The 1281-nt window shown below is 43.5% G+C and carries 1 pseudogene; it reads left to right on the plus strand.

Annotation, left to right across the window (positions count from 1 at the left end):
- A pseudogene (locus CLV51_RS29360) lies at positions 1–1281 on the plus strand (DUF6443 domain-containing protein); the annotation flags it as partial.

The raw sequence follows: 1281 nt of genomic DNA on the forward strand, positions 1-1281 counted from the left end.
CAAAGGATTGGTAACAGGTACGAAAGCAAGAGTAGTGGGGACTAATAGCTGGTTAACTACTTCTACTTATTATAATGATAAGGGTCGTGTTATACAGGTACTATCAGAGAATATGAACAGCGGTGTGGATGTAATGACTTCCATGTATGATTTTAATGGAAAACAGCTCAGCACCTACCATCGTCATAGTAACCCGCATAGCAAGGCTACGCCGGATATGCGGTTGCTGACCAACATGAGCTATGATGCTGTGGGAAGATTAACCAGTATCAGCAAGCAGGTGAATGATGATGCTGCTAAAGTGATTGTACAGAATAGCTACAATGAGCTGGGACAGCTCATGACCAAAACACTCGGAGCCAACCTGGAGAGCCTGACCTATGATTACAACATTCGTGGGTGGCTGAAAGGGATCAACAAAAGCTATGCACAAAGCGGAAGCGTTGGACATTATTTTGGAACAGAGCTGCACTACGATTACGGCTATACGCAATCGCAGTACAACGGTAATATAGCCGGTATTACCTGGCGTAGTAGGAGTGATAATCAGTGGCGTTCCTATGGGTATAGTTATGATGCTGCCAACCGCTTGCTGAAGGGCGATTTTACCCAAAACAACAGTGGCTGGAATAATACAGCAGGCGTGAATTTCAGCATGCAGCTGGGAGACGGCCTCAATTACAATTCCGCATATGATGCCAATGGTAACATTCTTGGTATGACCCAACAGGGGTTAAAAGGTACCACCAGTGCTCCTATTGATAAACTCAGTTATGTTTATCTGGCTAACAGTAACAAATTACAGGGAGTAACGGATGCTGCAAATGATCCCAGCTCTACGCTGGGGGATTTTAAAGAAGTAAATGGTACCGGCACCAATGATTATGCGTATGATGCCAATGGTAATCTTACACAAGATGCCAATAAAAACATACCGGCATCAGGAATAAGCTATAATCATCTGAACCTTCCCACAGGAATAACGATTACGGGTAAAGGTAATATCCAGTACCTGTATGATGCAGCCGGTAATAAGCTACGCAAAACGGTAACAGATAATACGGTTACTCCGGCTAAAACAACGGTTACTGATTATATAGGCGGTATGGTATATCAGAATGATACCATGCAGTTTTTAGCCCACGAAGAAGGACGGGTACGGCCGGTATTGAAATCAGGATTACCTATCAGCTATGTATACGATTATTTTGTAAAAGACCACCTGGGAGATGTGCGGATGGTGCTTACAGAACAAAGTGATTTTAGTATGTATGCTGCTAC

The organism is Chitinophaga niastensis, from assembly GCF_003014755.1.
Classification (GTDB): Bacteria; Bacteroidota; Bacteroidia; order Chitinophagales; family Chitinophagaceae; genus Chitinophaga; species Chitinophaga niastensis.